The 22283-nt window shown below is 44.2% G+C and carries 22 protein-coding genes; 13 read left to right on the plus strand and 9 right to left on the minus strand.

Annotated features, from left to right (window positions below; translation table 11 throughout):
- The first annotated feature begins 2 nt into the window (after window positions 1-2).
- The 5 genes from pepN to ACFQ45_RS10380 all read left to right on the plus strand — a co-directional run bounded on the left by pepN (window position 3) and on the right by ACFQ45_RS10380 (window position 9807).
- Window positions 3-2636, plus strand: a complete 2634-nt coding sequence (gene pepN, locus ACFQ45_RS10360; protein ID WP_377367358.1) for an aminopeptidase N — start codon at window positions 3-5, stop codon at window positions 2634-2636.
- Window positions 2637-2769: 133 nt separating this feature from the next.
- Entirely contained in the window at window positions 2770-4446 is a 1677-nt protein-coding gene (locus ACFQ45_RS10365; protein WP_377367360.1) for a coiled-coil domain-containing protein, read from the plus strand.
- Window positions 4447-4562: 116 nt separating this feature from the next.
- Window positions 4563-8309, plus strand: a complete 3747-nt coding sequence (gene metH / locus ACFQ45_RS10370; protein ID WP_452600456.1) for a methionine synthase — start codon at window positions 4563-4565, stop codon at window positions 8307-8309.
- Window positions 8310-8752: 443 nt separating this feature from the next.
- Window positions 8753-9361 carry a cob(I)yrinic acid a,c-diamide adenosyltransferase gene (gene cobO / locus ACFQ45_RS10375; RefSeq protein ID WP_377367364.1) on the plus strand — a complete coding sequence of 203 codons (609 nt, stop codon included), beginning with the start codon at window positions 8753-8755 and terminating at the stop codon, window positions 9359-9361.
- A gap of 92 nt (window positions 9362-9453) precedes the next feature.
- Entirely contained in the window at window positions 9454-9807 is a 354-nt protein-coding gene (locus tag ACFQ45_RS10380) for a RidA family protein (RefSeq protein ID WP_377367366.1), read from the plus strand.
- On the opposite strand, the gene ACFQ45_RS10385 is transcribed toward ACFQ45_RS10380, so the two are convergent.
- Complete coding sequence (locus tag ACFQ45_RS10385; RefSeq protein WP_377367368.1) at window positions 9804-10301, minus strand: cyclic nucleotide-binding domain-containing protein; 498 nt, start codon at window positions 10299-10301, stop codon at window positions 9804-9806. The genes ACFQ45_RS10380 and ACFQ45_RS10385 overlap by 4 nt on opposite strands.
- Window positions 10302-10569: 268 nt before the next feature.
- Between ACFQ45_RS10385 and ACFQ45_RS10390 the strand changes: the two genes are divergently transcribed.
- Window positions 10570-10878, plus strand: coding sequence for a DUF6404 family protein (locus tag ACFQ45_RS10390; protein WP_377367370.1), 309 nt, complete (start codon window positions 10570-10572; stop codon window positions 10876-10878).
- Window positions 10879-10896: 18 nt separating this feature from the next.
- Here the strand turns inward: ACFQ45_RS10390 and ACFQ45_RS10395 are convergent, their stop codons facing one another.
- The 4 genes from ACFQ45_RS10395 to ACFQ45_RS10410 all read right to left on the minus strand — a co-directional run bounded on the left by ACFQ45_RS10395 (window position 10897) and on the right by ACFQ45_RS10410 (window position 14080).
- Entirely contained in the window at window positions 10897-11742 is an 846-nt protein-coding gene (locus ACFQ45_RS10395) for an MOSC domain-containing protein (RefSeq protein ID WP_377367372.1), read from the minus strand.
- A gap of 90 nt (window positions 11743-11832) precedes the next feature.
- Window positions 11833-12999, minus strand: coding sequence for a type III PLP-dependent enzyme (locus tag ACFQ45_RS10400; RefSeq protein WP_377367374.1), 1167 nt, complete (start codon window positions 12997-12999; stop codon window positions 11833-11835).
- Between the two features lie 252 nt (window positions 13000-13251).
- On the minus strand, window positions 13252-13671 hold the full coding sequence (locus ACFQ45_RS10405; RefSeq protein ID WP_377367376.1) for a DUF6691 family protein: 420 nt from the start codon (window positions 13669-13671) through the stop codon (window positions 13252-13254).
- Between the two features lie 10 nt (window positions 13672-13681).
- Window positions 13682-14080, minus strand: coding sequence for a YeeE/YedE family protein (locus ACFQ45_RS10410; RefSeq protein ID WP_377367377.1), 399 nt, complete (start codon window positions 14078-14080; stop codon window positions 13682-13684).
- A gap of 124 nt (window positions 14081-14204) precedes the next feature.
- Between ACFQ45_RS10410 and ACFQ45_RS10415 the strand changes: the two genes are divergently transcribed.
- On the plus strand, window positions 14205-14663 hold the full coding sequence (locus tag ACFQ45_RS10415) for a DUF6942 family protein (protein WP_377367379.1): 459 nt from the start codon (window positions 14205-14207) through the stop codon (window positions 14661-14663).
- A gap of 5 nt (window positions 14664-14668) precedes the next feature.
- Window positions 14669-15097, plus strand: a complete 429-nt coding sequence (locus ACFQ45_RS10420; protein ID WP_377367381.1) for a tellurite resistance TerB family protein — start codon at window positions 14669-14671, stop codon at window positions 15095-15097.
- Window positions 15098-15151: 54 nt separating this feature from the next.
- Here the strand turns inward: ACFQ45_RS10420 and trmJ are convergent, their stop codons facing one another.
- The gene (gene trmJ, locus ACFQ45_RS10425; protein ID WP_377367383.1) at window positions 15152-15928 is read right to left on the minus strand and encodes a tRNA (cytosine(32)/uridine(32)-2'-O)-methyltransferase TrmJ; all 777 of its coding nucleotides are present in this window, start codon (window positions 15926-15928) and stop codon (window positions 15152-15154) included.
- Window positions 15929-15954: 26 nt separating this feature from the next.
- Window positions 15955-17262 (minus strand): J domain-containing protein, encoded by a 1308-nt coding sequence (locus ACFQ45_RS10430; RefSeq protein ID WP_377367386.1) that lies wholly within the window; start codon window positions 17260-17262, stop codon window positions 15955-15957.
- A gap of 133 nt (window positions 17263-17395) precedes the next feature.
- On the opposite strand from ACFQ45_RS10430, the gene moaC reads away from it, so the two are divergent.
- The 3 genes from moaC to ACFQ45_RS10445 are packed head-to-tail and all read left to right on the plus strand — an operon-like array spanning window position 17396 to window position 18571.
- Window positions 17396-17881 carry a cyclic pyranopterin monophosphate synthase MoaC gene (gene moaC, locus ACFQ45_RS10435; RefSeq protein ID WP_377367388.1) on the plus strand — a complete coding sequence of 162 codons (486 nt, stop codon included), beginning with the start codon at window positions 17396-17398 and terminating at the stop codon, window positions 17879-17881.
- On the plus strand, window positions 17868-18122 hold the full coding sequence (locus ACFQ45_RS10440) for a MoaD/ThiS family protein (RefSeq protein ID WP_377367390.1): 255 nt from the start codon (window positions 17868-17870) through the stop codon (window positions 18120-18122). Before moaC ends, ACFQ45_RS10440 begins: the two co-directional genes overlap by 14 nt.
- 2 nt (window positions 18123-18124) lie before the next feature.
- Window positions 18125-18571 carry a molybdenum cofactor biosynthesis protein MoaE gene (locus ACFQ45_RS10445; RefSeq protein WP_377367392.1) on the plus strand — a complete coding sequence of 149 codons (447 nt, stop codon included), beginning with the start codon at window positions 18125-18127 and terminating at the stop codon, window positions 18569-18571.
- Window positions 18572-18575: 4 nt separating this feature from the next.
- Here the strand turns inward: ACFQ45_RS10445 and ACFQ45_RS10450 are convergent, their stop codons facing one another.
- Window positions 18576-19826, minus strand: a complete 1251-nt coding sequence (locus ACFQ45_RS10450; RefSeq protein ID WP_377367394.1) for a tyrosine-type recombinase/integrase — start codon at window positions 19824-19826, stop codon at window positions 18576-18578.
- 471 nt (window positions 19827-20297) lie between these two features.
- Here ACFQ45_RS10450 and ACFQ45_RS10455 point away from each other — a divergent pair, with 471 nt between their 5' ends.
- Window positions 20298-20558: a hypothetical protein gene (locus ACFQ45_RS10455; RefSeq protein ID WP_377367396.1), complete on the plus strand. Its 261-nt coding sequence runs from the start codon at window positions 20298-20300 to the stop codon at window positions 20556-20558.
- Between the two features lie 56 nt (window positions 20559-20614).
- Window positions 20615-20881, plus strand: a complete 267-nt coding sequence (locus ACFQ45_RS10460) for a hypothetical protein (RefSeq protein ID WP_377367398.1) — start codon at window positions 20615-20617, stop codon at window positions 20879-20881.
- Window positions 20882-20965: 84 nt separating this feature from the next.
- On the opposite strand, the gene aroA is transcribed toward ACFQ45_RS10460, so the two are convergent.
- Window positions 20966-22249, minus strand: coding sequence for a 3-phosphoshikimate 1-carboxyvinyltransferase (aroA, locus tag ACFQ45_RS10465; RefSeq protein ID WP_377367400.1), 1284 nt, complete (start codon window positions 22247-22249; stop codon window positions 20966-20968).
- Between the last annotated feature and the right edge of the window lie 34 nt (window positions 22250-22283).

Consider the following 22283-nt stretch of genomic DNA (forward strand, 5'->3'; position numbering starts at 1 on the left):
GCATGTCAGAACAGAATCCATCCGCCATTTACTTAAAGGATTATAAAGTTCCAGAGTTTTTGATTGATAAAACGGAGCTGACCTTTGATCTAGATGAAACCCAAACCATTGTAACCTCTCGGCTTCATCTGCGTCGGAACCCAGAATCTAACTCTGCCACAGCGCCTCTTGTGTTGGATGGTGGTGAAGACGTTAAGCTGATTGGCGTGGCGATTGATACGTATGAATTACCAAAAGAAGAATATTCTTTGGTTAATGATAAGTTGATCATTACGGCGACACCGAATGAATTCATTTTGACCTGCGAAACATTGATTGAGCCCCAGAATAATACCAAGTTGGAAGGCTTATACCGATCTTCCTCAATGTTCTGTACTCAATGTGAAGCGGAAGGATTCCGTCACATTACCTATTACCTGGATCGTCCTGATGTAATGTCAGTATTCACAACCACCATCATTGGCGATGAAAGCAAATACCCCGTTATGCTTTCAAACGGGAATGAGATCGAACGGGGTAAGACAGAAGAAGGTAAGACCTTTGTTACCTGGAATGATCCTTTCCCTAAGCCTGCCTATCTTTTTGCTTTGGTGGCCGGTGATCTGAACGTCATCAATGACACATTCGTGACCATGAGTGGTCGAGAAGTGGCACTGCAGATTTACACTGAACCCCATAATATTGATAAAGTGGATTTCGCCATGGACTCCTTAAAACGTTCCATGAAGTGGGACGAGGAAGTGTATGGGCGTGAATACGATCTGGATATATTTATGATCGTTGCCGTTGATGACTTCAATATGGGAGCCATGGAGAACAAAGGGTTAAATATCTTTAACTCCTCCTGTTTGTTAGCAAGCCCCAAAACCACAACGGATGACGCGTATCTTCGCGTGGAAGCGGTCGTAGCCCATGAATACTTCCATAACTGGTCGGGTAACCGAGTGACCTGCCGTGATTGGTTCCAATTAAGTTTAAAGGAAGGCTTTACGGTTTTCCGTGATCAAAGCTTCTCCGCGGATACCCATTCATCTGTGGTTAAACGTGTCGAAGATGTGTCCTTTTTAAAGACAGCCCAGTTTGCCGAAGACGCAGGCCCTATGGCCCATCCGATTCGTCCAGCATCCTTTATCGAAATCTCGAACTTTTACACCCTGACCATCTATGAGAAGGGCTCAGAAGTCGTGCGTATGATACACACCCTGTTGGGTGAAGAAGGCTTCCGTAAAGGGTCCGATTTATACTTTGAGCGACATGATGGTCAGGCTGTGACCTGTGACGACTTTGTTGCGGCCATGGAAGACGCCAATGACGTGGATTTAAGTCAATTTAAGCGCTGGTATTCTCAAGCAGGAACACCTCGTGTCACTGTGACTGACGAATATGATGAGGCAAGCAAAACTTACCGTCTTCATATGTCGCAAATGACTCCCCCGACACCTGGGCAGCCCACTAAACTCTCATTGCACATACCTGTTAAAGTTGGCCTTGTTAGCGCTAACAACGAGCCTTTAAGTTTTGTTTATGAAGGCAATACTCATGATGAAACAGTTTTGCATTTAAAAGACGCAGAGCAAACCTTTGTCTTTGAGAATGTGACTGAGCAACCAGTGCCTTCGCTACTACGTGAATTCTCTGCGCCGGTTAAACTTAATTATGACTACTCTACGGAGCAACTGCTTCAGCTTATGTCTGGTGATGCGGATGGATTCAACCGTTGGAGTGCCTCTCAGCAGCTTGCTGTAAACGAACTGAACCAATTAATTGTTCAGTATCAAGCAGGGCAAACCTTGAGTGAAGAGACTCAGTTACTAAAAGGCTTTGCTACGCTTTTAAGTGACAAAACCCTTGATCCAGCCATGGTTGCTTTGATTCTTGCTTTGCCAAGCCAAGCTTACATGTCCGAACTGGCGGAAGAAATTGACCCCCATGGCATTAAAGCCGCTCGTAAACATTTACGAGAGTTAATAGCAAAAGGGTTAGAGCAAGAATTTAAAGTAGCATATGAAACTAATACTACTGATGGGCCATATGAAGCCACTGCAGAACAGATCGCTAAGCGATCATTAAAGAATGCTGCCCTGGCTTATTGGGTCGCAGCAGGTAGTGACGAAGCCGCCAGTGTTGCAGTGAGACAATACCGCAATGCAGACAATATGACTGACCAGTTTGCCGCGCTTAGCATCATTGTTAATTTCGACTTGCCTGAAGCCGATGAGTTGCTCAATGCCTTCTATGAGCAGTGGAAGCACGAAGCTTTAGTGGTTATTAAATGGTTGATGTTAAGTGCTGCAAGAGAGCAGGAAAACGGTTTGGCGAATGTTAAATCCCTAATGGAACACCCAAACTTCGACATTAAAAACCCAAATAAACTCCGAGCGGTAATCGGTGGTTTGGGACAGAACACCCAAGCTTTCCATAATTTAGATGGTAGCGGTTATGCCTTTTTGGCGGATCAGATCATCCTGATGAATAAACGTAATCCTCAAATTGCTTCTCGATTATGTACGCCACTCACTCGATGGCAACGTATGGAGCCAGAGCTCTCTGGTCTGATGAAGGCTCAACTCGAGCGAATCGCAGGGGAGGATTTGTCGAAAGACGTTTACGAAGTGGTTTCAAAGAGTCTTGCATAAATTACGAAAAGCGCTGGTCAGACCAGCGCTTTTTTTTGTAAGGTAATTGTCAGGGATACAAGCTAGACTTTATTGTTATCTCAAGCATTTTACGATCACAGGCGTCAAACGTTGACATAGGGAGCCAATAATAATGAAACAGTCGTTCAGTTATCTTACTCCAGTTGCTTTGGGTGTTATGCTATCTGCATGTAGTACAACATCAAATACAACAGATAACGGCTCCAGCTTGACTGAGCAAGTGGTTGTGACGCCTACAGAATCCTCATCGACCTCTGATCAGGAAAAACATCAAGATCAAATCGATGCCCTTAAAGAGCAACTCGCAGCCAATTCAGAGCAGATTGCAACCTTGACTCAAGCCCTTGATCAAAAAGAGTTACAGATTGCCGAACTTATGAGCCAAGGCACTGATGCAACAGCCCTAAGTCAAATCGAAACACTTAAAGCTCAACGTAATAAATTAGAAATCGATTACAACCAATTACGCTTAGAAAATGATCGTTTAACTGCAAGGATCCAAACTCTTGAGCAGCAAAACCAAGGGTTGCTTGCTGAACAATCTTCTCAAGAAGCAGACTTTATTGAGCTCAACAAAAGTTTTAGAACCCTAGACAGCGCCCATTATGCATTGAGTAAGAATTACCGAGACCTATCGGTTGAACATGCTCATCTAAAAAGTCACTACGATGCATTGTTAGCGAGTAATGGAGAGTTAGAGGCGCAATATGATGCACTTAATCAAGAAAACCTTAAGTTAGGTGGCGCCTTATCTGAAGCTCGTGCACAACATCAGGTGCTGTGGGATAAAATTCGTGTGCAAAGTAACGTAATTAATTCCCTTGAAAACAGCAATGCTGAGATGGCTCGTGGTGGAACGATTGAGGTTGTTGATGGGGAAACCGAAGCCCCCGATACTGCTGCTCTTAATGCAGAAATCACCCGTCTGAAAGCAGAGCTTAATGCACAAAACGGACTCATATCAGACTATCAAAATGATGTTATCGCTTTAGAAAATGAACTTGAGGAACAAGAAGAGGGCTTGGACCGACAGCTTGCAGAGCTCGAATCAACATATCGTACCACTAAAGCAGCGAACGACACCTTAACCCAAGACATTGAGCAACTTCGCTTACAGATCAGTGCTCAAGACGCAGAGTTACAAAACCTTCAAGCACAACTCATAGAAAGCGAAGCACAAAAAGAGCAATACCGTGCAGAAATGACGCGTATTAGAGAGGGCAGTGCTGCACAGGTGGCTGAGTTACAAGCCCAAGCCAGCCAGCAAACTGAACAGCGTGCTGCCTTAGAGGCACAGGTTAATAATCTTATTCCATTTGAAGGGGCTGTTCAGTCTCTGCAGCGACAATTAAATAGTGAGCTGACCAATGTTCGTTGGTCACTGCCAAGCTCTGCCAACGTCCAAGATACCTTCGAGATTCAACTTGCTGCCAATGTGAATAATGCTGTTCAAGGGCAAAGTTTCTATGCTGAGCTGTTTACTGACAGTGCCTTGAGTATGATGAGTGCTTCTGAGGCCGAATCGACAGTGGAAAATGGGCAAGTTAGCTTCCGTTGGCGTCTAACAGGTCTGAATGAGGCCCCTAATGCAACACTCAATGTTGTCGTTAACCAAAGTGTGAATTATGACGGGCACTCCTTCCAAAGAAAGGTTTACCGTGACCATACTCAGGTAGAATTAATATCTAATGATTGGATGGCGAAATACGGTTACTGGGCATTGGCCATTTTAGGAGGGTTAATCATAGGTTTTGCAGTGGGCAAATCTGGACGTCAATCCAATAAATAATGGCGCATCTGGGCAACTGTCTTAAAAATCAACGCCATATGGGACTTCATTCATCATTTCATTACTAAAATTCAACAACATCAAAGTTGGGTTTGGTATAGTAGCCTCGCATAAAATTGTTTGAGGTAGTAATTGTGGTGAAGTCCCGCTCGTACGACATTATAGAAAGCCGATTAAAAGAGAATATCCTGATTCTGGATGGTGGTATGGGTACCATGATCCAAAGTTACAAATTGGAAGAAGGTGACTATCGCGGCGAGCGCTTTAGCGACTGGGAAAGTGAGCTGAAGGGCAACAATGACCTTCTGTCACTGACACAACCTCAGATTATCAAGGCTATCCACCTAGCTTATTTAGAAGCTGGTGCGGACATCATTGAAACCAACACCTTTAACGCAAACCATATTTCCATGTTGGATTACCACATGGAATCTCTTAGCTATGAGATCAACTACGAGTCTGCGCGTTTGGCTCGACAAGCTGCCGATAAAATAACTGCCAAAAACCCGCAAAGACCTCGTTTTGTAGCGGGGGCGGTGGGTCCCACAAGCCGAACATGCTCTTTGTCCCCTGACGTAAATGACCCTGGTTTCCGAAACATTACCTTTGACGAGCTTGTAGACGCCTATACAACGTCCATTGATGGTCTCGTGAAAGGTGGTGTAGATCTCATTCTGATCGAGACTATTTTTGATACTTTGAATGCTAAAGCAGCTATTTATGCGGCATTACAATATTTCGAAGATCACGGTCAGCGTTATCCTATTATGATCTCAGGTACCATCACAGATGCTTCAGGTCGTACCTTATCAGGTCAAACAACAGAAGCGTTCTGGAATTCTATCTCCCACGCCAAGCCTCTATCAGTTGGCTTGAACTGTGCCCTTGGACCAAAAGACTTACGTCAATATGTAGAAGAGTTATCCCGTATTGCCGATACCCATGTATCTGCTCACCCTAACGCTGGTCTTCCTAATGCGTTTGGTGAGTATGATGAGACTCCAGAGGAAATGCTGGAAGAGATTCAGTCTTGGGCTGAGGCGGGCTTTCTAAACATCATTGGTGGTTGTTGTGGTACTGAGCCTGCTCATATTAAAGCTTTTGCAGATGCCTTTTTAGAGTCGGCTCCCCGAGAGATCCCTGAGATCCCTAAAGAATGTCGTCTGTCAGGACTTGAGCCCTTTAACATCAGTGAAGAAAGTCTCTTCGTTAACGTCGGTGAGCGAACCAATGTCACTGGTTCTGCTATGTTTAAACGCCTGATCAAAGAGGGTGATTTTGACACGGCATTAGATGTGGCTCGTCAGCAGGTTGAGAATGGCGCACAGGTCATTGATATCAACATGGACGAAGGGATGCTGGATTCTCAGGCTGCCATGGAGCGATTCCTGAAGCTTATCGCGTCTGAGCCTGATATCTCCCGTGTGCCGATTATGCTTGATTCTTCCAAGTGGGAGATTCTCGAAGCGGGCTTGAAGCTCATTCAAGGTAAAGGGGTGGTTAACTCCATTAGCTTGAAAGAAGGGGAAGATAAGTTCATCGATCAGGCGAAATCCCTGATGAAATACGGCGCCGCAGTGATTGTTATGGCATTCGATGAAGTGGGCCAAGCGGACACCCGTGAGCGTAAGATTGAAATTTGTCGCCGATCTTACGATGTACTCGTCAATAAAGTTGGCTTCCCACCGGAAGACATTATCTTTGACCCGAACATCTTCGCCATTGCTACAGGTATTGAGGAACATAACCGTTACGCTTTGGACTTCATTGAAGCAACGGCAGACATCAAGCGTGAGTTGCCTTACGCGAAAATTTCAGGGGGTGTTTCGAACGTATCCTTCTCTTTCCGTGGTAATAACCCCGTGCGTGAGGCTATCCACGCGGTGTTCCTATACCACGCGATTAAAAACGGCATGACCATGGGTATAGTAAACGCTGGGCAGCTTGCCGTTTACGAAGACATTCCAGAAGCACTTCGTAACGCCGTTGAAGACGCAGTCCTAAATCGCACTCCTGATGCCACAGACAACCTCTTAGCCATTGCGGGTGAGTATATGGGGTCTGGGGAAGTAGCTGAGAAAGAAACCCAAGAATGGCGTAATCTGCCAGTGGGTGAGCGTTTGACCCATGCTTTGGTAAAAGGCATAACCGAATTCATCGAAGATGATACGGAAGAAGCTCGTCAGCAGTTTGACCGTCCATTAGAAGTGATTGAAGGACCACTCATGGATGGCATGGGGGTTGTGGGCGACTTGTTTGGCTCCGGTAAAATGTTCCTACCACAAGTAGTTAAGTCTGCTCGGGTAATGAAAAAAGCAGTTGCCTACTTGATGCCATTTATCGAAGAAGAAAAAGCTCGCAACAATTCAGGCGGGTCATCCAGTGCCGGTAAAGTCGTCATGGCAACGGTAAAAGGCGATGTCCACGACATTGGTAAAAACATTGTGGGTGTAGTGCTACAGTGTAATAACTTCGAAGTGATTGACTTGGGCGTTATGGTGCCTTCTGAGAAAATTTTACGTACCGCGAAAGAAGAGGGTGCGGACATTATTGGGTTGTCAGGCTTGATTACGCCATCTCTCGACGAAATGGTTCATGTGGCTAAAGAAATGCAGCGCCAAGGTTTTGAATTGCCTGTCATGATTGGCGGTGCAACCACATCCAAAGCTCATACTGCGGTTAAGATCGAAAAGAACTACAAGAACAACCAAGTGGTTCACGTGACTAACGCTTCTCGAAGCGTGGGTGTTGCCAGTGCATTATTAAGCAAAGACGAAGAGCGTCGCGCTAAATTTATTGCCGAGATCCAGGATGACTACGAGAAAACCCGTCAACGTTACAAAGACCGTGCTAGCGCAGGTCGCCGTGTGTCCCTTGATAAAGCTCGTTTTAACAAAACACCTGTTGATTTCACTAAGGTAGTGACACCTAAAGAGCTCGGTATCACAGTATTCGAAAACAGTGATATTGATTTTAATCAGGTGAAGAACTACATCGATTGGACACCATTCTTCCAAACCTGGGAGCTGGCTGGTGCTTACCCCAAAATCTTAACAGATAAAGTGGTAGGAGAGGAGGCGACTCGCCTGTTCGCCGATGCAAATGAAATGCTTAATGTGGTCATTGAGGAGGCTTGGTTGGATGCCAAGGCAGTTGTTGGCTTGTTCCCTGCTAACCAAGTGGATCATGATGATGTTGCGATCTACGCAGACGAAAGTCGAACCCAAGAGTTGACTCGCTTGAATTTCTTACGCAACCAGAATGACCTAACGGCTCCAGGTAAATACAACCAGTGTCTATCTGATTTTGTTGCACCTGTGGGAGAAGCGAATGACTACATGGGAGCTTTCGCCTGTGCTGCTGGCTTTGGTATCGATCCGATAGTTGCGCGGTTTGAGGCAGACCATGATGATTATAACTCCATTATGATTAAGGCTGTAGCAGACCGACTTGCAGAAGCCACTGCTGAGTATCTTCATGAACGAGTTCGTAAAGAGCTTTGGGGCTATGCAGCGGATGAAACCTTAACTAACGAAGAACTGATCAAAGAAAGATATCAGGGTATTCGTCCTGCCCCTGGCTATCCAGCTTGTCCAGATCATACTGAAAAAGACAAATTGTGGGCGTTGCTGGATGTAGAGTCCAATATCGGCATGAAGCTAACTGAAAGCTATGCCATGTTACCCACGGCAGCTGTCAGTGGCTGGTATTTCGGTAATAGTGATAGTAATTACTTTGGCGTAGGTAAAATAGGACCAGATCAGGTTGAAAGCTATGCAGACCGAAAAGGCATGTCTAAAGACGATGCGGAACGCTGGTTAGCACCAAATCTAGGCTATGACCCAGAAGATGATCGCATCTAGGTATGTTTTCGCGATCATATAACATTGTTGTACATGTCCCGTGCAATCAAGCATGGGGCATGTTGATCGCACCTGACCAAGGCCAATGGAATCATGCGGTAAAAAGTCTTCAGGCCTCCTTTGGCTTTCACACGGGGTCAAATTTACAGATGGATTTGCGATCCCTGAAAGGCCCCTGGCATCTGAATGCTGAGGTACTACAAAGCCGCGCTCCCACCCATCTATCGTTTCAAAGTTCATTTCGTTATTGTTTTCTAAACCATACAGAAACTTGGTGCTTTGATCTGGCATCCATGAATAAACGTACCACAGACATTACCGTGTCCTATGAATTGAAAGGGACCTTTTCCGCCACGCTATGGAAAAGTAAATCTTATATCGTTCAAACTATTCTTGAGTTATGGCTTGAGAGTCTTAAAACACAATTGGAAAGGATCTAAACCATGGCAAAAGCAATTCACGATCCCGAGAAGCATAACCAACGCATGAAAGCGATTAAGCAGCATGTGGACAAGCGTATTGCCAAAGCACAGCAAGATAAAGGAACCTTTGTCTTGCTGACGGGAAACGGTAAGGGTAAGTCCAGTTCGGCATTAGGTATGGTCGCACGAGCCCTGGGGCATAATATGCGAGTCGGAGTGGTTCAATTTCTAAAGGGTGAATGGAACACAGGTGAAATAGACTTCTTCAAGTCCCATGAAAACGTCACTTGGCATATCATGGATTCAGGCTTTACTTGGGAAACACAGAATAGAGAAAAGGACATACTTAGTTCAGAAGCTGCATGGCAAAAAGCCAGTCAGTTGTTAGCCAATGAGTCCTATGATCTTGTGGTTTTAGACGAATTGACCTATCTGCTTCACTATGAGTATTTGTCCGCGGACCCTGTTTTGGATGCAATTATGAATCGTCCTGACTCTCAGCATCTGGTGGTGACAGGTCGTGGAGCATCAGATGAGCTTGTAGAACTCGCTGATACAGTCAGCGAAATTAAAGAGATCAAACATGCCTTCAAGCGTGGCATAAAAGCCCAGAAGGGGTTGGAGTTTTAATTTAAATCACTAGGAATCTTAAGTTAAATAGTGAAATATTCTTATTATTTGCTGTTATTCTAGTGTTTTTTACTTTAATGGAGAATGATGAAATGGCAGATATTGAGCGTCTTGAAGTGGGTCAACGTATGAGCCGCATTGTGAAGCATAACGGCACGATTTATCTATGTGGCCAGGTGGCAGCGGATGCTGAGACCGGCATTAGCGAGCAAACTCAAACCATGCTTGATAAGGTGGATGCTTTATTAGTTCAGGCTGGATCAGATCGTCAACACATTCTTTCTGCAACGGTATATTTGCGTGATATGAAAGACTTTGCGGCAATGAATGCTGTTTGGGATGCTTGGGTTCCGGAAGGTTTTGCCCCAGCACGAGCATGCGTTGAAGCGCGCCTTGCCCGTGCCGAACTATTAGTTGAAATTTCAGTTGTCGCGGCTGAGATTTAAAAAGTCAAATCCACGTCTATATTGGCAACAGCAATGGTATTGCTAAGCTTTTGAATGTTTCGCGCCATGTCACGTGAAAGATTCAAGATCAAAATACCGAAGTCAAAGGCGTGTTTATCGTGGAAAGCCGCAAACAAGTTGTAATCCACTTTTAAAAGTATGGCGTCTTTTTCTGCTCTGGCATTCCCCAAACGTTGTGTCAGAGAAATCATGGTGACATAGCCAAGCGCTTCACCAAACGACACTCGTCTTATGAGTGTTGCATTGGTGGAGTGCTTTTTATAGAAAGCTACCTCTCCGGTGATAACGATGTAGAAAAAATCGCCCTTGTCCTCATTTTCAAAGACGCTTTCACCCTTTGAAAAATGTAATAGCTCCCCCTCGTTGACTAGATATTGAATACCAGATGGGCTTAAGGCACCAAAAATTGAGCCTGTTTTTAACCGTTCTGGTGTGATGTCTTCAACACATTGTGAGATCTGGATTGTATTCATAACAATCACCTCCCTTTTTTTACAAGCCTATGCCTGGAGCAGGGGATTCTCCATAAGGAAATGGTGGTATTTCGTATAAATACGTAAGTAAAATTGCATTATTCATGAGATATTCATAACTATCACAACATTATTGTCACAGTTTGCACGATTGCATTAACTTCGCAATGAAGGAGGTAAGCTTGTGGAAGCTAGCTTACCTATCTGTCTTTAACAGACTTAGCCCATTATTCTTAACGCAACATTAACAGCTTTAGGAGAGGGCATAATGTTATTTAGCAATTTTAGCTCATCACCTGTTGAAAAATTAGCCGAAAAAATCCACTTTGCAGGATTTGGGGCACCAAGCTCCTTTATCGGTGATGCCGTATTTAAAGGGGTGCAATTTTCCATTCTTTGGGGTCTTGCTATGTGGGCGCTACAGTGGAGTTACACTGGCCTTTCTTTTCAAGCCGCCATCGTCACAAGTATTGTGGTAGGTATGGCTACCGGTGTCTGGATGGCAGCCATCAATCGACGCTCCAAACAATCAACCGGTCTGCATAGAGTAGGGTATCAGCCATCACAGGCTCATTAGCCCCTAAATGGATAGGCGCTAACTTTTAGGTTTGCGTCTATCCTCATATTTCTCTGGCTCTTTGTATTCAAGAATTTCCACCGAGTCGCCAACCTTAATTTCCCCTTCGTTTTGTGCAACTAAGTTCACTCCGAATGTGACACCTTCTTTATTAACCAACCTGAACTTCGCAAGGGATTTTAGTGGCTCACCTTTGGGACTACGCTGAGCGGTAACTGGATCAAGAGTCGTAAAGATACAGCGAGTACAGGGTTTTTGATTTTCAAAAACCACGTCACCAATTCTGATGATTTTCCAGGTATCTTCTGCAAAGGGCTTTGAACCGCTTATGACAAGGTTTGGACGGAACCTTAACATTTCGATTTGATGTGCAGTCGTCTCATTTAATTCGTTTAACGAAGCCTCTGTTGTTAATAGAAAAGGGTAGCCATCGGCAAATGCAACAGGGTCTGTGCTGTCTTTTTTGGTATAACGAGCGGACTCTTCATCAAAGTATACAAGCTTAACTGGCTCCTCTAGGGCATCACTGAACCACTTATCTGCTTCATTAGTGGTACGCTTTGCATCCACTAGTGTTTCCCAAATATCTACGGTGAGTCGTTCGGAACTAAAGAGTGTCTCATCAAGGATAAGTGCCCCGCCGCACTGGTCACTTTCTACTAGTAAGCCTTGATTGGTTACTTTTGTTTTTATAAGGGACATATGTGGGTGGGTTCGTGCTGTGATAAATAACCCAGATTCGTCCACTAACATATAGCGTCGGTCATCTTTTAGCCCAGAAAAAAGTACTTTAGATTCCAATAATGGAATGTGATGGGTGGACTTAATCGGGTAGATATTAAGGTGTGATAAGTACAGAGACACCTGATGCTCCATTGCTAATAAGTTGGTTCTCGATCATACCAAAAAATAAAGGAGCCATTAGGCTCCTTTGATCATTATTTTTTAAACAGACTAAATGTAGTAAGAGGCCAACGGAGGGAAACCGTTAAACTCTACTGCACTGTATGTTGTGGTGTAAGCACCGGTAGACAGCCAATACAAACGATCACCGATGGCAAGGTTTAAAGGCAGACCATACTTGTAGTTTTCGTACATGATGTCGGCACTGTCACAAGTCGGGCCAGCAATAATGACTTCTTCAAGCTCACCAGTCTTTTCAACATGGATAGGGTATTTGATGGACTCATCTAAGGTTTCAATCAAACCAGAGAATTTACCCACGTCTGTGTATACCCATCGGTTAAGCGCTGTATGGGACTTGCGGGAAATCAATACGACTTCACTCACCAGAATGCCTGCGTTCGAGATCAATGAACGACCAGGCTCTAGGATAAGACGCGGCATTTTATCGCCAAAATCTTCTTCCAGGAATCGTGTGATTTCTTCTGCGTAGGTCGCCAGATCATTCGTGCGACTGATGTAATTTGCAGGGAAGCCACCACCCATATTAATCATTTCTAATTCGATACCATCTTCTTCTTTAAGACGTTCGAAAATCACTTTAACACTGGCGATTGCAGCATCCCATGCACCAATATCACGTTGTTGTGAACCTACGTGGAAAGACACACCGTAAGGTACTAGGCCTAGTTCTTTTGCGAGTATCAATAGATCCATTGCCATATCGGGACGGCAGCCGAATTTACGTGATAAAGGCCAGTCTGCAGAAACCGTACCTTCTGTCAGAATACGAACGTATACACGAGCGCCAGGTGCAGCCTTGGCGATGTTACGAAGATCCGCTTCGGAATCCGTTGCAAACATTCGTACGCCTTTCTCATAGAAATAGCGTACGTCTTTCGCTTTCTTAATGGTGTTACCAAAGCTTACTCGGTCTGGAGAAACACCACCAATGGCGAATAATTTGTCCAACTCATAACGAGAAGCAACATCAAAGTTCGAGCCACGGTCACGTAGCATAGTAAGAATCTCTGGTGCTGGGTTCGCCTTGATTGCATAGAACACATCTGCGCTTGGAAAGCCTTTGGTAAGCTCTGTGTAGGCGTCATTAATCATTGAAGTGTCAATGACAACGAAAGGCGTTTCTTTAGTATCCGCTAAAGATTTTAGTCGGTTGAATTGTTCTGGGGTGTAAAAAGAATGGACGTCTACAGACATGGCGCATTGCTCCTTTAATTTATAAACATAATCCGAAAAAATTACGCCTTTACCTCCCTCCATCCTACTTATGGCTGTTACTTATCCGGTACGAGACCTTAAGCGACTAGCGCAGCAGTTGAAGCGGTGCGGAATATGTTAGCAACGACGCGGGGCGAAATTTAAGGCGCATTGTTTTCTACGTCAAGAATTTTTTGCAGAAATTAATACAACAATAAAAAAGGCTCCGAAGAGCCTTTACTGTAACCCGTACTAATTTGATTTTCGATGGTTCTGGAAATGGAACAGGGCGGAGCCTGCAATCAAGGAAGCGACAAAGTAGAAACCTTCCATAGGGTTATTGGTTAAGGCTGTCAAACCAGGACCAGGGCAATAACCACTTAACCCCCAGCCAACACCAAACATAGCTGCCCCGAGCACAAGGTTTTTATCAATATCTCGTCTTGTTGGCACATACCATTTGTCTGCCAACCAAGGCTTTGAACGGCGATTGCGAATCACATACCCGATCATGCCGATTGCCACAGCTCCCCCCATGACAAATATTAACGATGGATTCCAGTCTCCAAAAATATCTAAAAAGCCAATAACGACTGTAGGGTTGGTCATTTCTGATACGGCCAAACCCAGCCCGAAGACTAAGCCAGTGGCAAAGGTGATTAATGCATACATGGATGTGTTCCTACTTAGTAACCAATACAGTTAAGATTGCAGTCGTCATAAATATAACTGTCGCAATGAGCGAGCGAGGGGATAGGCGCGAAATACCACACACCCCGTGGCCGCTAGTACAGCCACTACCAAGACGGGTACCGTAACCCACCAGAAGACCTGAGATAATCAACAAGATTGGGCTACGCATTTCTGGAAAAGGAACAGTTTGTTCCGTTAGCACTCCGTAAGCACTCCCACCGATAATAAGACCTAAAATGAACAAAAACGGTAAAAAACGATCTTTACTGAATAAGGCTTGAGCCAAAATCCCACTAATACCGACGACTTTTCCGATCAATAACAGGTAGGCAGCGGTCGTTAAGCCGATTATGATGCCTCCACTGAGAGGGCTTATAAAGGATTCCATTAGGTCACTCCAAATAAGTTAATTTATATAAGTATATTCTAATATATTTAAAAAAACAGCAGTTGTTACCCTTAATCAGTTTCACTTTCTAATTTTGTTTTAAGGGCAAATGGAGCCCATTGTCATGAAGCTCATATTTTTACTACCAAATAAGCCTTTATTGCCGCAAGGCGTAATGAATTATAGGGAGATGGATACAAAAGATCTTATTTCACTTAACGGTAATCATTGGCGCAAAATTCTCACAATTATTGCCAAGTTGACCACATTTCCCAGTGAGGATTGGCGTATAGTGAGAGATAACAAACTCTGGGATAGAGCAAAGCTCGTTTTCAATGCTCAACATTTAGCGTCTGAGTTAAATGAAAGCGAGGCTAAGATTGGGGCTTGGGTGTTCATTGTGGGTAAAACATTTAACGATGACTTTCCAATACCTGAAAATGCGAAGGTGCTTGGGGAGGCTCATGTCGCCAAGGCAGAAGGCAACCTGATCTGGAGCCCATATTTAGATTATCGACAATTCCCCAATGATTTAATTGACGAAATTGTCCAGCATTTAAGAGTACACACAGTTTTATGTTAAACGCTTTGAAAAAATTGTTTGCTAATGAGCAGGAGCACATCGAGCCAATCAGCTACCAGAAGGCTGTCACAGCGCTTTTGTTGGAAGTTATGATTGCCGATGATGAAATTCATCCAGATGAAGAGCGCAAGGCAAAAGACGCTATTCGTTCAGTGGGTGACCTCGGGGAAGACATTGATCAACTGTTTGATGAAGTAAAAGACGAGATACGGGATGCTACCGATGCTTACCAGTTCACTAAGGTGATTAATGCAACGGCCAGTATTGAGCAAAAGCTAGAACTTTTAAAATGTCTATGGCGTGTAGCCTTTGCAGATGGGGATTTAGATGCTTACGAAGACCACCGCATTCGTAAGATCAGTGAGCTTTTATTCATGCCTCATTCAGAATTTATCCAAACGAAACTGGCGGTTCAGAAAGAGCTTGGCATCTAGTCTGTTGCTAAAATAACCCAGCCAAATGAAAGGGTCATTTGGCTGGGTTAGCTGTCATTTATCGTGAGTTGATTCTTGATTGGCTTTGTTTTTAGCGGCGTGGCTCATGCCTTCATTCAGTCCAGCTTCCCTGTCTACTGCAGCTAATACACCACGTAAGATTCCCAGCTCTTGTTTTTCGGGTCTTGAACGATTGAAGAAGCGCTTCAATTTGTCTAATACCTTCCCAGGGTGATTACGCACCACAAAGTTGATGCCATACAGGGTCTCTTCTAGATGTTCGTAAAACAAATCCATTTCTTTTTTACGTGGGTATTCAGGGACGGCTTTCTCATGGATGGATTCATTTTGATGGGCCATCCAGATTTCATAAGCAACAATCTGAACCGCTTGTGAAATGTTGAGCACTGGGTATTCGTCATTCGCATCAATATAAACCTGACGATGGCACTGGGCAATTTCCTCATTGAGAAGTCCCATGGTTTCACGGCCAAAAAGGATCGCAATATTGTGGTCTTTCGCTTCAGGAATGACCGCTTCCGCACACTCTCGAGCATTCATAATCGGCAATTGAAACGTTCTATGTCGGGCACTTGTTCCAATCACCAAACTGCAATCACCAATGGCTTCTTCTAAAGTGCTCACAATTGTTGCGTTTTCAAGCAAATCAACTGCCCCAGCTGCACGGCTAGTTGCCTCTTCGGAAGGGTAGTCGTTCGGATCGACTAAATAAAGATTTGTTAATCCCATGTTTTTCATGGCACGGGCAATAGCACCAATATTTCCAGGGTGAAAGGTGTTGATTAGAACAATACGAACGTTACTGAGCATGAAGACGAAACTCGTGTACAGGGTAGTTAAGGATTAATTGGATTCCGTATAGTTAGGGTTTGCTCAGTACTGGCGAAGGTAACACTGTCCAGCAGTACACGGCTCCCGTCATTAAAAAGGAATCTTTGGCAAGCGGAATGATACAGGGATCCGGTTTCTAACACCAATCGATAACGCCCTCGGGGAATAAAGTTTGCCGCTAATGGCTGGCCACCTTGAAGGTATATTGAGAAGGGAGTCTGCCCATCCAATGATTCAAAGATTAGTTTAGAAGCTTGAGGAAGTTGGTTAAGAATGCGAAGGCGACTATTGCCCGCGGCTTCGCCAATAACAGCACCATGACTCGGAGCTAATCCCGGTTGACCGACACAGCCTGTGTTAACGGCATTTTCCACAGATCCAAAGCCAAACAATTCGGCTTTAGCCCACCCAGTGGAGTTGCCAAAAGATAGAGTAAGCCAATCGCCTTCAGCTTTCATGACCTCTACATTAGTCATGGATGGGATATAGTCTTTAATTTCGGAAGCGACGCTGGGTTCAGTAAAAAGGCGAGCTTCGGACAAACTGTAATTAGTGCCTGAACGATACTGGGGATACAGGCCGCTAATATAGTCATTATTTGGTGAATCAAATACCGTGTTCTGCAGGCTATTCCAATAGTTAGACGTGTAAATTCCCCCCACAAAAACAACTAAGTAACTGCAAGCGACAAAGGCTGCTTTGGCTGCTTGGAGGCGAAATGATTTAATGTTGGGCTTTTGGTCATTGGACTGAGCTTCTGAGCTGTAACCAGGCTGAGAGGCTTGTTGATAGGCGCTAAATACGTCATCAAAAGAAGGCTCACTGCCCATGTTGTCTGTTGTTTCCGTGTAATCCTGGTGACGCTTATTGGCATCAGCTTTACGCATTTCTTCATACAAGGCTTTCATGCGTCGTTCATGGAGCGTATTACGGGCTGAATTCAAGGCTTCTTCGCGAGCTCTATCTTGTTGTGCATTATTCCGCTTCATTTCTTGGTAAGCGCGCTGCTGTTGTTTTACATAGGCTTCTTGCTTGGCGTCACTTTTGAACTCATAGGTAGTGCCAGGACTAGCACTTGGTTTTGCCTGTTCCGTAAATGAGTAGGGTTGCCAGGATTGATCACTGGAGCGTTTAATAGCTTGCAGAACATTTTGGTAAGCATCATGTATGCGTTGAAAATGTTCAGTGGTATCTCGATCAGGGTTTTTATCTGGATGATACCGGCGCGCAAGACGACGATATGCCGCTTTGGCTTCTTGTTCCGTTGCGTTAGTAGAGAGTTCTAAAACATTAAAATCGTCGATGAGGCTCATAGTCGTCTATTACATCCATTTAATCGCATTATGCCTGATTTCATTCGTATAACAATGTTAGTCGCGGGGAGCGCTTGATTTCGCTGTAGGTTTTGCCACTATAGTGGCTTTATTTTCATGCAAGGTTTTTTTTATGACCCAATCGCTTACGCATTTGGATGCGAAAGGCAACGCTCATATGGTTGATGTGAGTGATAAAGCTATCACCAAACGAACAGCCATTGCACGATCCTTGGTGGTAATGTCTCCCACAACTCTGACCAAGATAATAGAAGGTGGGCTACCGAAAGGGGATGTGTTGGCGACTGTGCGAATTGCTGGTATCCAAGCAGCTAAAAAAACCTCCGATTTAATTCCTTTGTGCCATCCGTTAATGCTTAGCAAGGTGGAAGTTGAGATAAATGTTCTGGATACCGAGTCTATTGAGATTCTCTGCCGCTGCTCCTTAAGTGGTAAAACAGGAGTGGAAATGGAGGCCCTAACAGGTGCAAGTGTTGCTGCTTTAACCTTATACGATATGTGTAAAGCCGTTGATAAAGGCATCGTTATCAAGGACACCAAGTTACTAGAAAAACAGGGTGGTAAATCTGGTTCATGGAGTAGTGATGACAACCATTAATGTTGTGTTTTTTGGTGCTTTAAAAGAGTCGGTCGGTCGATCTGAGCTTGCCTTTGAATTATCACAAGATATGACGGTGCAAGCCTTACGGGAAATACTCGCAAAACAATTATCCAATACGGCTCTACTGGATGATCACATTAAAGCCTCTATAAACTTCGAATTTGCACGTATGACGGATGTGGTTTCTCTAGAGACGGCTAATGAGGTCGCATTTTTCCCTCCGGTCACGGGAGGATAATTATGAACATATTTGTTCAAGTTGATGATTTTAATGTTCAGACGCTTTATGACGAATTGTGCGTTGCAAATCAAACTGGCGCAGTGGCTATGTTTGTTGGCCGTGTGCGTCAATTTAGCCCAGAACCGGAAGCCTCATCCTTTTTCTTAGAACATTATCCTGGGATGACTGAGCGTAATATTCAGCAAATCCTGACAGAGGCTGAACAACGTTGGCCACTTCTTGATGTAACCGTGGTGCATCGTATTGGGCAATTATCAGTAAATGATCAAATTGTTTTTGTTGGGGTAGCAGCCGCCCACAGGAGTGAAGCGTTTGCCGCTTGCGACTTCATCATGGATTATCTCAAAAGTCGTGCTGCCTTTTGGAAAAAAGAAACGACGGCACAAGGCTCACGTTGGGTCGATGCTAAGTTAGAAGATGAAACATCCTTAGACCGCTGGCGTTAATTTACTAGTGGGGGCGTAGAGTTTTCTTTCGGCCGCTGGCGTGTCTCTCACGATATTCGGTATCAATATAACGGTCTGTCGTGGCCATACTTGCATGGCCAGCGTCTTCACGAACGTGTTCTTTGGGGCGTACTTTTACGTCTTCTGAAATCCCAGTGTGGCGCAACCAGTGTACTGTTGCTACCCGCAAATCATCAGCATCTGATTTAAGACCATCATCACACATCCGATAATAAGCTTGATCAAAACAATGTTGCACAATGTTGCGAACTTGGCGGGAGCTGGTCATGGCTCCTTGTCCTCGGTTCTTTGGTATCAGGGCGGTAGGCTCAGCAACGGTAGGGAGGTCAGGAAGTTGTCGAAAACGTCGATACCGTTTTAAAGCGGTAAGCATTTCATCTGAGACGCTGACTAATCGTTCTTTGTTCCCCTTTGAGAGCACCTTAAACCACCAGTTTCCGTCCGTGTCCTTGATAAAATCCCCCATTATTGGCGCTGAACGCTCATCAGCCACTAATTCTGAGATTCGTAAATACATCCCAAGGAGGGCGTTCATGATGAATAAGGTGCGTTCATGCATGGCTGGGTCTTCTTCGGCCATCAGTTCCGCAGTTTCGATAACATAATCCCATTGTAAGTTGGAAATACGACGAACTTGGCGACGAGTGACTTCTTTTTTTACGAATTTACTTTTTTGCCTGATGAGAGCGACAGGGTTTTGCTGCACAGCTTCTTCTTGCATCAAAAACCCATAATAAGAGGACAGAATTGAAAAGGTCGCCCTAATCGCTGCCTGTGAAAGGCTATAGTGCTGTGACAAAGGGGTTTGCCCATTGCGAAAGTCGATTTTTGATACATGGGCAACAAAGGGACGCCATTCATCATTCGGGACACGTTCCCCCATATGATTTTTAAAGCGTGCAACGTTTTTAGTACCAATCCAAGCTTCTGGTGGGGTATTGCAAAAGTGTATGAACTCTTCGATTTGATCTCGCTTTAATTCAAGAGCAGGGGTCTCTTTTTCATACCAGGACCATAGTAGCAAACGTTCTACTTCGCGACGGTAAGAATTGAATGTGGCTTGTGAGCCGTTATAGCTATAGATAAAGCATAACGCGAGCTGTAAGTCTCTAACGAACTGATCTTCTTTGAGAAGTGACACACCATCCTTCAAGCCTTGAAGAATTAAGGGGAATTGGGTAAACGGATTCGCCAAATGCTCTAGGTTGTCTATCAAGGGCAAGGGTGTCTTCATTACAAAATCTCTAGCGTAGTGATGCCAGTGTTAGCCAGCTGTATCGCCTATTCTACCTGTTTTGCAGGACTTATCAGCTTTTTAGATAAAGGATCATCGAAGTTATCGATTTCAAATAAGAAAGCTAATTTTGTTTTTTTATCTGTTACGGCTTTATAAGAAGGACTAGAAATTCATATTTGGAATATTTACGAGTCAGCTGACCGTCTAATTGCATATCAATATGCCTGCAAACCTATGCGCTCATGATTATTATTTACAACTTAGGCTGGAAAAAGAATAGCGAAAGCGTTTTATCCACTTTTGATACCGAAATCGCCAAATTAAGGGTGTTTGAGTGGGTTATTGGAAGAAGTTTGAAACGCATTTTTAGACTCTTTTTTTTAGCAAAAACGCGGCTAATATTACTGACATCGAAGCGCGAAACACATTCGCTCAACAATATGAATCAAACCTTTTAGGAGGTTCCAAATGAAAAAGATCACAACACTAGCTGCTTCTGTTTTGGCTGTCTCAGCACTATCTACGTCAGCTTTTGCTAACACCTTCACTGATTACCGTGAGGCTCGTGCAGGTTATCAAGCGCTTTCAAATCAACTTGAAACCATGGGTTACCAAGCTGATGAAGTTAATCTAGATGGCGCTAACACTTTTGGTCAGAAAGAATCTGTTTACCTTGAGAAAACAGGTGAGCTACAAGCTGAATACAACAAACTAAACGCGTCATATTAATCGACAGTCGTTTTATTTAACCAGATTTAGAATTTAAGAATTTAGAGGTATTTATTATGAAATTTAAAACTCCAGCACTTATCGCCGCTCTTGCTGTTGCAGCCACTAGCTCTTTTGCCGCATCAGATAACATTCATGATGATTTGATGGCTGCTAAAGCCGATGTAAAAGCCTTGTCTGCTCAACTTGAAACAATGGGTGTTGATGTGGACAGCACTGTCGACTTTAATGGTCCTGTTACTTTCACTCAGCAAGAAGCAGCATACTCTGAAAAAGCAGCTGAGCTACAGTCTCAATTAGAAACCATTCGCACAGCGAACTAATTGATAGACTGATATTAATAGAAAAAGCCCGCATAGATTACTGTGCGGGCTTTTTTGTTGGTCATGATCTCTCAGTCAAACATCTTAATGACTGATCTGCTCAAATAGAGAGAAGTAAGTCGGGAATGTTTTAGAGGTACATCCTGGATCATTAATCGTCACAGGCGTATTTGAAAACGCAACGAGAGAAAAACACATGGCAATGCGGTGATCATTATAGGTGTCGATCTCTGCATGTTTCAGATCAAGCGTACTATTAGGAGTGACCTTTATAAAGTCTTCGCCTTCTACCACTTCTACGCCGAGTTTTTTAAGTTCAGTCGCCATTGCGTATAAACGATCTGTTTCTTTTACCCGCCAGTTGTAGATATTGCGAATAGTGGTAGGTCCCTTAGCAAAGAGTGCTGTGGTCGCAATGGTCATGGCTGCATCAGGAATATGGTTCATATCCATATCGATGCCATTCAATTCGCCCCGTTCAGATTCTATCCAAGTAGGGCCGTAGGTGATTTTCGCTCCCATTTTAGCGAGCACCTCAGCAAATTTAACATCTCCTTGTACACTCTCTGAGCCAACCCCATGTACTTTAATCTTACCTCCCGCAATGGCGGCGGCAGCCAAAAAGTAAGAAGCGGATGAGGCGTCACCTTCAACCATAATTTCGCCAGGTGATTGGTAAGTTTGATTGCCTTTAATCACAAATGCTTGGTAGTTCTGGTTCTCAACTTCCACCCCAAACTGCTTCATAGCATGTAGAGTGATATCAATGTAGGGCTTAGAAACGAGTTCTCCATCCACTTTGATGGTCAGATCAGATGTTGCCAAAGGGGCGCTCATCAACAAAGCAGTAAGAAATTGGCTAGAAATATTTCCCTTAATGGAAACTTCACCGCCAGGTAGGCCGTTAGCTTTTATAAGAAGAGGAGGGTAATTAACATTTTCCTCATAGGAAATAGCGACGCCTAATGCCTGCAACGAATCAACAAGGTCACCAATTGGGCGCTCATGCATGCGCGGTTCACCATGTAGGCGGTAGGAACCTGTGCCTAAACACAATGCCGCTGTGAGAGGGCGCATAGCCGTGCCAGCATTTCCCAAAAATAGGTCAGCATCTTCAACGTGTAATGGACCGCCGTTACCTTCAAGAATACAAGTGGTGCCTTCGTCTTCAAGAGTGTAACGCACACCCATTTTCGTGAGGGCACTTAGCATATGACGAATGTCGTCACTGTCTAAAAGATTGGTGATTTTAGTTGTGCCTTTCGCAAGTGTCGCAAGTAGCAAAATTCGGTTAGATAGACTTTTTGACCCAGGAATTTGAATCTCCCCGTTAGCGGAGTTTAGGGGGCCTAATGTAATGGCTTTCATAGGAGGGTTCCGTTCTGTCGCATGTGGCATTTAA

Source organism: Rhodanobacter aciditrophus (assembly GCF_042679525.1).
Classification (GTDB): domain Bacteria; phylum Pseudomonadota; class Gammaproteobacteria; order Pseudomonadales; family Marinomonadaceae; genus Marinomonas; species Marinomonas aciditrophus.

Coding starts and splice junctions, on each gene's coding strand:
- pepN (WP_377367358.1), top strand. CDS start 3: ATGTCAGAACAGAATCCATCCGCCATTTACTTAAAGGATTATAAAGTT.
- ACFQ45_RS10365 (WP_377367360.1), top strand. CDS start 2,770: ATGAAACAGTCGTTCAGTTATCTTACTCCAGTTGCTTTGGGTGTTATG.
- cobO (WP_377367364.1), top strand. CDS start 8,753: ATGGCAAAAGCAATTCACGATCCCGAGAAGCATAACCAACGCATGAAA.
- ACFQ45_RS10380 (WP_377367366.1), top strand. CDS start 9,454: ATGGCAGATATTGAGCGTCTTGAAGTGGGTCAACGTATGAGCCGCATT.
- ACFQ45_RS10385 (WP_377367368.1), bottom strand. CDS start 10,301: ATGAATACAATCCAGATCTCACAATGTGTTGAAGACATCACACCAGAA.
- ACFQ45_RS10390 (WP_377367370.1), top strand. CDS start 10,570: ATGTTATTTAGCAATTTTAGCTCATCACCTGTTGAAAAATTAGCCGAA.
- ACFQ45_RS10400 (WP_377367374.1), bottom strand. CDS start 12,999: ATGTCTGTAGACGTCCATTCTTTTTACACCCCAGAACAATTCAACCGA.
- ACFQ45_RS10405 (WP_377367376.1), bottom strand. CDS start 13,671: ATGTATGCATTAATCACCTTTGCCACTGGCTTAGTCTTCGGGCTGGGT.
- ACFQ45_RS10410 (WP_377367377.1), bottom strand. CDS start 14,080: ATGGAATCCTTTATAAGCCCTCTCAGTGGAGGCATCATAATCGGCTTA.
- ACFQ45_RS10415 (WP_377367379.1), top strand. CDS start 14,205: ATGAAGCTCATATTTTTACTACCAAATAAGCCTTTATTGCCGCAAGGC.
- trmJ (WP_377367383.1), bottom strand. CDS start 15,928: ATGCTCAGTAACGTTCGTATTGTTCTAATCAACACCTTTCACCCTGGA.
- ACFQ45_RS10430 (WP_377367386.1), bottom strand. CDS start 17,262: ATGAGCCTCATCGACGATTTTAATGTTTTAGAACTCTCTACTAACGCA.
- moaC (WP_377367388.1), top strand. CDS start 17,396: ATGACCCAATCGCTTACGCATTTGGATGCGAAAGGCAACGCTCATATG.
- ACFQ45_RS10440 (WP_377367390.1), top strand. CDS start 17,868: ATGACAACCATTAATGTTGTGTTTTTTGGTGCTTTAAAAGAGTCGGTC.
- ACFQ45_RS10445 (WP_377367392.1), top strand. CDS start 18,125: ATGAACATATTTGTTCAAGTTGATGATTTTAATGTTCAGACGCTTTAT.
- ACFQ45_RS10450 (WP_377367394.1), bottom strand. CDS start 19,826: ATGAAGACACCCTTGCCCTTGATAGACAACCTAGAGCATTTGGCGAAT.
- ACFQ45_RS10455 (WP_377367396.1), top strand. CDS start 20,298: ATGAAAAAGATCACAACACTAGCTGCTTCTGTTTTGGCTGTCTCAGCA.
- ACFQ45_RS10460 (WP_377367398.1), top strand. CDS start 20,615: ATGAAATTTAAAACTCCAGCACTTATCGCCGCTCTTGCTGTTGCAGCC.
- aroA (WP_377367400.1), bottom strand. CDS start 22,249: ATGAAAGCCATTACATTAGGCCCCCTAAACTCCGCTAACGGGGAGATT.